Origin of the sequence: Acinetobacter sp. YH01008 (assembly GCF_013420435.1) — a bacterium.
In the GTDB taxonomy this organism is placed as follows: domain Bacteria; phylum Pseudomonadota; class Gammaproteobacteria; order Pseudomonadales; family Moraxellaceae; genus Acinetobacter; species Acinetobacter pseudolwoffii.
Genome location: NZ_VOYD01000057.1, coordinates 1 through 6,526 on the forward strand (window position 1 = coordinate 1; position 6,526 = coordinate 6,526).

Below are 6,526 nucleotides of genomic sequence, written 5' to 3' on the forward strand. Positions count from 1 at the left end.
TGAAATACAAAGACCGTACAACTGACCAAGAGCACACTGTTGAATTGGCTGGTATCTTCGTACAGATTGGTTTGTTGCCGAATACCGATTTCTTAAAAGCAACAGCGGTTGAATTGTCAAATCGTGGCGAGATCCTGATTAATGAGCGTAACGAGACCAATGTGAAAGGTGTATTTGCGGCGGGTGACTGTACTACTGTTCCGTATAAGCAGATCATCATTGCCACAGGTGAAGGCGCGAAAGCATCACTGTCTGCATTTGATTACATCATCCGTTCAGGTCAGTAAAAAATAACACCAAGGTTCCCCAAAACCTTGGTGTTCGATCTCGATTATCTTTGTTATACCTTTTTATAGGAACTCCGGACGCTAACACCAGAGTTCCTTTTTTTATTGTTATATTTGCTTCCTTTTTTAGATCAGCCAGAAGCATCCCCAATTGCTTCTGGCTGTTTCTTTCCTCTGTACTGTTTTTGTTTTGACTCTTATTATTCAGCCTTCCCCAAGGTTGTCTTTATTCAATGCAATATTTATTCCAATGCTTGATCAGTACTTAAGACTGGAACAAATTCAAGACTTTAAATTTTTCTAACAGTTGCTCTTGCGTCTCTACATGCTCAGGATGTGGCACAATGCACTCAATTGGGCACACATTTACACAGGTTTGGCGCTCATAAAAGCCGACACATTCCGTACAACGGTTCACATCAATCTCATAGACTTTCGCACCCTCATAAATCGCATCATTTGGACATTCTGCTAAACACATATCGCAATTGATGCATTTGTCGGTAATCAGCAGCGCCATGTTTAACTCGCCTGATAAGCCAGTGACGATGCCGAAACATCTATAGTCGATGTCGGCAGATTGCGGATGAGCAGCGCATATTGCATGTCTACATCTGCCGGAACCGGAATCTCGACGATATGACCTGAACCTTTAGCCTCAGAAATCAGATTGCCTTTTTTGTCTTTCATTTCGGTTAAAACAAAGCTGATATTGCCTTGTGTCGTCATCAGCTCTAAGGAATCACCCACGACAAAACGGTTTTTTACATCAATTTTGATGGAGTTACCGTTACGTTCTAAGACTTCACCGCAGAACTGTTGATGGTCAAAACTTGAAGAGCCATTTTCATAATTGTGATATTCACTGTGCACATGACGGCGCAGGAAACCTTCGGTATACCCACGATTGGCCAGACCTTCTAATTGCGTCATCAATGCTGGGTCAAATGGTTGGCCCGCAAGCGCATCATCAATGGCCTTACGATAGATTTGTGCGGTACGGGCACAGTAAAAATAGGATTTGGTCCGGCCTTCAATCTTCAAGGAATGTACCCCGACCTTGATCAGACGATCGACATGTTGTACCGCACGTAAGTCTTTAGAGTTCATGAAATAAGTGCCGTGTTCATCTTCTTCGGCAGCAAACATGTCTTCATCATTACGTTGTAATAATACCGGTTCATCAAATTGATGCTGTGCTTGCATATGTGCTTCGTCGGCATCTTGAGAGCAGCAGCCTGAATCCAGATTTTTCACTGGAATCACATCACCAGTTTCATCTTCCTTCGCATCCAGAACTTTGTATTCCCAGCGGCAGGCATTGGTACACGCACCCTGATTGGCATCACGTTTATTCATATAACCAGACAGCATGCAACGGCCGGAATAAGCCATGCACAGCGCACCATGTACGAAAACCTCAATCTCCATATCCGGTACTTGCTGTTTAATCTCAGCAATTTCTTCAATCGATAATTCACGTGACAGAATCACGCGCGTGAGTCCCATATTTTTCCAGAATTTTACCGTTGCCCAATTCACTGCATTGGCTTGCACAGACAGATGAATATCCATTTCTGGAAAATGTTCACGCACCATCATGATCAGGCCCGGATCAGACATGATCAGCGCATCCGGCTGCATCGCCACCACAGGTTCCAGATCACGAATAAAATTTTTCAGTTTGGAATTATGCGGCTGGATATTGACGACCACATAGAACTTTTTACCTAGCTCATGGGCTTCTTGAATGCCAATCGCCAGATTGTCATGATCAAATTCATTATTACGAACGCGCAAACTATAACGCGGCTGACCTGCATAGACTGCATCTGCACCATAGGCGAAGGCATAGCGCATATTTTTCAGTGAACCGGCAGGTGAGAGGAGTTCAGTAACGGTCGTCAGGCTCATGATGGAATCGAAAGACATATAAAAAGTACGGCTTTATTCTAACCATCTAAAATTTGGATTCAACCCAGTAAATTACTCGGAAATAAGCCATTTAGAATAAAAAGAATGTTTTATTTTGAGTGAAATGAAGCACTAAAATTATTCAATATTCAATTATTTTCAGTCTGTTCGAGCATTTTTAAAATCTGGCAATGATCAATGGTGGTCGGGACATTACAACTTTTGCGAAGTGCAATCAGCTGTTGTTCGAATAGCTGTAATTCCCTAATTTTTTTGGAGATATCTTCTAAATGCTGGTCGATGAGCTGATTCACTGCACCGCATTCCTGCTGCGGATTCTGTTCGAGTTTAATCAGGGCTTCAATCTCTTTTAAGGACATGTCCAAAGCACGACAGCGTTTGATAAAAAGCAGCCTTTTCAGGGCTTCTTCACCATAATAACGATAGCGATTACTTGCTCGAAAATTCGGCTGTATCAAGCCTTTCTTCTCATAAAAGCGAATGCTATCTGTGCTTAAAGCAGTCTTTTTGGCTATTTCTGAAATTAAATAGACCGACATTGCTCGCTCCTGCTTGACCTTGGAGTTAGTCCATAGTTTCTAATTATTTTAACTCATTTTTTGCACGAAAGTATGGAAGATCAACATGGCCTGTAGCTGTAGTCATGAACCTGCTCCACCCAAACCTGACAGTAAGTTTAGAACGGCGTTATGGATTGCCTTGGTGGTGAACCTGACTTTATTTGTGGTAGAACTGATTGGTGGGGCCTATGCACATTCATCGGCTTTGTGGGCCGATGCCTTGGACTTCTTTGGTGATGCCGTCAATTATGGCGTCTCTTTGGCGGTCATCGGTGCAAGTCTGTACTGGCGCGCAACAGTCGCTTTACTCAAGGGAATGACCATGGCCTTATTTGGCCTGGTGATCATGGGAAAAGTCATTTATGCCTATCTGCAAGGCATTCCGCCAGAGGCACTGACCATGGGCTTGATTGGCGTACTGGCATTGCTGGCAAATGTATTTACGGCAGTCATTCTCTATGCCTTTCGCGAAGGTGATTCCAATATGCGGTCAGTCTGGCTGTGTAGCCGAAATGATGCCATTGGCAATGCTGCCGTGATTCTGGCAGCAGTCGGGGTTTTTGGTACAGGCAGTCTGTGGCCAGATATAATAGTGGCGATGATTATGGCGAGTCTTGGTTTAACTGCGGGTTATCAGATTGTGAAGCAGGCACTGGCAGAACGGGCATTAGGACATGAGTCAGCCTGATTCTGAATATTTAAGTTTAATCCTAAAAAAGCTGCTTAACGGGCAGCTTTTTTATGGCCTGTATATTTTAAATAGATGAAAAATAAAGCTTTACAAATCCACTAATTTTAGAAAGAATCATCCGCGAAATTTATAGAATAGCAATATAACTTAACCATTTAATTTTTATTGTTTTTGAGGGGGGACAATGAACTTCATAAAACTACTTTCACTTGCGGCCATGGTGCTGATGACGGGCTGTAGCTCTATGGTCATCACTTATGATGCCACCGGTCAGGTGATTGGATCATGTAAAGCAACACGCGGTCTGCTTTCAACTGCAAGTGCCCATTGTGGTGGTTCAGGTAATGCGATGGGTGTGAATTACAATAGCGTGGATGCCAAGACGGGTTTGTTGCCAGCACTGCCAAGTCAAAACCAGATTAATTTAAAGCCATAAAGAATACAGGGGAATATCATGAAATTATCAGCACTTATTGCACTGGCACTGGTATTAACAGGCTGTGCATCGACAGTGACTACATTTGACTCGCATGGCCGTATGATCGGTTCATGTAAGGCAGAAAGCGGTTTTATCATTGGTGGTGGCGCAGGCTGTTCAGGTTCTGCCAATCAGGAAGGTCGTGATCGTTAATTTTTTAACGCCGATTCAAATAAAAAACCGAAGCTTGAAGCTTCGGTTTTTTTAATTCTGATCATCTAAAATCAGATTTTATTTTTCCACGAATGCACGTTCAATCACGTAATCGCCTAGAACACCCATTTTAGGTGACTCTTTTAGACCGTGTTGGTCTAGAAGTGCAGCAACATCGTCGAGGAAGGCTGGGCTACCACACAGCATAGCGCGATCCGTTTCCGGGTTAAAACGTGGCAGACCAATTTTTTCAAACAGTTCGCCGGTTTCAATTGCAGTCGTAACGCGACCTTGGTTCGGATATTCTTCACGCGTCACAGTCGGGTAGTACACTAATTTTTCTTTTGCACCAAGCTCTGAGAAGAATTCGTGATTTGGTACTTCATTCAAAATCAAATCTTGATAAGCCAGTTCAGAAATGAAACGGGTACCATGCACGATAATGATTTTTTCAAAACGTTCATAAGTTTCAGGATCACGGATGGTCGCCAAGAATGGTGCAAGGCCAGTGCCTGAAGATAGAAGATACAAGTTTTTGCCTGGGTTCAGGTCATCTAGCACCAAAGTACCTGTCGGTTTTTTAGAAATCAGGATGTCATCGCCGACTTTTACTTTTTGTAGAATGGAAGTCAGTGGGCCATCCGGCACTTTAATTGAGAAAAACTCTAACTCTTCTTCGTAGTTGGCACTTGCAATTGAATATGCACGCATTAAGGGCTTGCCATTGACTTCAAGGCCGATCATTACAAACTGACCGTTTTTAAAACGTAAAGCAGTGTCACGAGTCGTTTTAAAAGAGAATAAAGTATCATTCCAGTGGTGGACGTGAGTAATCTTTTCGACGTTAAAAGCAGCCATTAAAGGTCTCAATAAGTTATCAAATTAGAACAACTTGCTATTCTAAACTAAATCCATTCTCTATAAACTGAATATATTTAATTGAGCTTATCAAAAAAAGTGATGATGACTGAAATTAAGTTGCCGATTATTGGTTATATGCAATCACCCTATAAAGAAAAATTTGGTATTCCACGGCAGCCCAATCTGGTGCAGGTCGAAAGTTATATCGAAATGGTCGGCCCCTATAATGACTTGCTGGCATTTGAAGGAATTGAGGCTTTTAGTCATCTCTGGCTGATCTGGCAGTTTCATGATAATAAATATCAGGAGAATGCGAAATTCCGTCCGCAAGTACGCCCACCACGTTTGGGCGGCAATCAGAAGATTGGCGTCTTTGCGACACGGAGCATGTATCGTCCAGCGCCGATTGGCTTGTCAGTCGTTCAACTCAAAGAAGTCAAGAAGGTCGGCAAGAATGTACGTGTGTATCTAAATGGAAGTGATTTGCTGGATGGAACGCCGATTGTCGATATCAAGCCCTATATTCAGTATTCAGATGCCGTGATTGAGGCACAAAGTGGTTATGCACAGGATGAGCCACAACGTAAATCGGTAATTTGGACAGAAGAGGCGGAGCAGCAAAAACAGCAGTTCATGAATAAGGGAAAAGTTTCTCCACAAATACTGCAAGAACTCGAAAAAGTTCTCTCTTTAGATCCGAGACCTGCTTATCAGGATGATGAGGAACGGGTTTATGGAATGAAGTTTGCGGATTTAGATGTGAGGTTTAAAATAGTCGGTGATAGGGTAAAAATACAGGAACTTTAAGTTCCTGTACCTCCGACTTAGCTAACTTAGCTATTAATCAAGTAAACGATGAAAATTATTTACTGATCACGTTATTCATTTGTTTTCTAATTTCGCTTGAAGCTACATCATTAAATGCATTACATGCATTTTGAGTCAAATCATAAAGTTCTTGGCGAACTTGTTTCTCATGATTATCTTTTGCAGAAGTTATCAAACTTTGAAGTTCTGATAATAAGTTTTTGAAATCATATTCCTTTCCTGCTGGATGGTAATCCACTTCATAATATTTACTTTTATATTCTGCTAGACCCCATTGCTGATCTTCTCGGAGATCTAAATAAGCAATTGCATCTTTAAAGGTTTTTTTAGAATAGTTTTTACTATCAGTGGATACATCGGCCCATTCTGTTTTTAAGTAATCTTGTATATCTTCTTCAAGTGAATATTTATATAACTCAATATATTCTTTTGAATTTGAAATATCTTGAAATTGAATACATTTTGAGTTTGCTGGGAATTTTGCATTACTTGTTAAGGTGTAGAATTTTTCACCTAACTCCCCCATTGTATAGGTATCAAGTAAATTATATTTAAGTGTTAAATAATTATTGGGACTAAGTATTGGAGCAATATTTTTACCACTAATAACCCGAATCCTGCTTAAGCCGATGATTCCTTAATTTGAATTGTTGGCTTATTTCGATGGGTTAATTGATATGCACATAGTGAGGCGTAAATTCCACTCAGAAATCCATGAAGACTACGTGCTTTA

At 41.3% G+C, this 6,526-nt stretch carries 10 protein-coding genes and 1 pseudogene; 5 read left to right on the forward strand and 6 right to left on the reverse strand.

The annotated features are described in order from the left end of the window. Positions 1–287: FAD-dependent oxidoreductase (locus FTT75_RS15165; protein WP_180186501.1), on the forward strand; the 287-nt coding region annotated here is incomplete at its 5' end. 265 nt (positions 288–552) lie between these two features. On the opposite strand, the gene FTT75_RS15170 is transcribed toward FTT75_RS15165, so the two are convergent. The 3 genes from FTT75_RS15170 to FTT75_RS15180 form a co-directional block, all read right to left on the reverse strand. Beyond that, the gene (locus tag FTT75_RS15170; protein ID WP_180186801.1) at positions 553–807 is read right to left on the reverse strand and encodes a YfhL family 4Fe-4S dicluster ferredoxin; all 255 of its coding nucleotides are present in this window, start codon (positions 805–807) and stop codon (positions 553–555) included. Between the two features lie 2 nt (positions 808–809). Beyond that, positions 810–2,219, reverse strand: coding sequence for a tRNA 5-hydroxyuridine modification protein YegQ (gene yegQ, locus FTT75_RS15175; RefSeq protein WP_180186802.1), 1,410 nt, complete (start codon positions 2,217–2,219; stop codon positions 810–812). A 131-nt stretch (positions 2,220–2,350) separates the two neighbouring features. Continuing rightward, positions 2,351–2,761 carry a Cd(II)/Pb(II)-responsive transcriptional regulator gene (locus FTT75_RS15180; protein ID WP_005097491.1) on the reverse strand — a complete coding sequence of 137 codons (411 nt, stop codon included), beginning with the start codon at positions 2,759–2,761 and terminating at the stop codon, positions 2,351–2,353. A gap of 85 nt (positions 2,762–2,846) precedes the next feature. Between FTT75_RS15180 and FTT75_RS15185 the strand changes: the two genes are divergently transcribed. The 3 genes from FTT75_RS15185 (at position 2,847) to FTT75_RS15195 (ending at position 4,104) form a co-directional block, all read left to right on the forward strand. After that, positions 2,847–3,470, forward strand: a complete 624-nt coding sequence (locus FTT75_RS15185; protein WP_100329024.1) for a cation transporter — start codon at positions 2,847–2,849, stop codon at positions 3,468–3,470. Between the two features lie 187 nt (positions 3,471–3,657). Next, positions 3,658–3,909 carry a hypothetical protein gene (locus FTT75_RS15190; RefSeq protein ID WP_005097487.1) on the forward strand — a complete coding sequence of 84 codons (252 nt, stop codon included), beginning with the start codon at positions 3,658–3,660 and terminating at the stop codon, positions 3,907–3,909. A gap of 18 nt (positions 3,910–3,927) precedes the next feature. After that, positions 3,928–4,104 (forward strand): hypothetical protein, encoded by a 177-nt coding sequence (locus FTT75_RS15195; RefSeq protein ID WP_005097486.1) that lies wholly within the window; start codon positions 3,928–3,930, stop codon positions 4,102–4,104. A gap of 78 nt (positions 4,105–4,182) precedes the next feature. On the opposite strand, the gene FTT75_RS15200 is transcribed toward FTT75_RS15195, so the two are convergent. Beyond that, positions 4,183–4,962: a ferredoxin--NADP reductase gene (locus FTT75_RS15200; protein WP_005097483.1), complete on the reverse strand. Its 780-nt coding sequence runs from the start codon at positions 4,960–4,962 to the stop codon at positions 4,183–4,185. A 105-nt stretch (positions 4,963–5,067) separates the two neighbouring features. Between FTT75_RS15200 and tsaA the strand changes: the two genes are divergently transcribed. Beyond that, complete coding sequence (gene tsaA / locus FTT75_RS15205; RefSeq protein WP_180000713.1) at positions 5,068–5,772, forward strand: tRNA (N6-threonylcarbamoyladenosine(37)-N6)-methyltransferase TrmO; 705 nt, start codon at positions 5,068–5,070, stop codon at positions 5,770–5,772. Between the two features lie 55 nt (positions 5,773–5,827). On the opposite strand, the gene FTT75_RS15210 is transcribed toward tsaA, so the two are convergent. Both FTT75_RS15210 and FTT75_RS15215 read right to left on the reverse strand, forming a co-directional pair. Further along, a complete protein-coding gene (locus FTT75_RS15210; RefSeq protein ID WP_252357258.1) occupies positions 5,828–6,319 on the reverse strand; it encodes a hypothetical protein in 492 nt (163 codons plus the stop codon). Between the two features lie 95 nt (positions 6,320–6,414). Continuing rightward, positions 6,415–6,526 (reverse strand): annotated as a pseudogene (locus FTT75_RS15215) (IS982 family transposase); the annotation flags it as partial.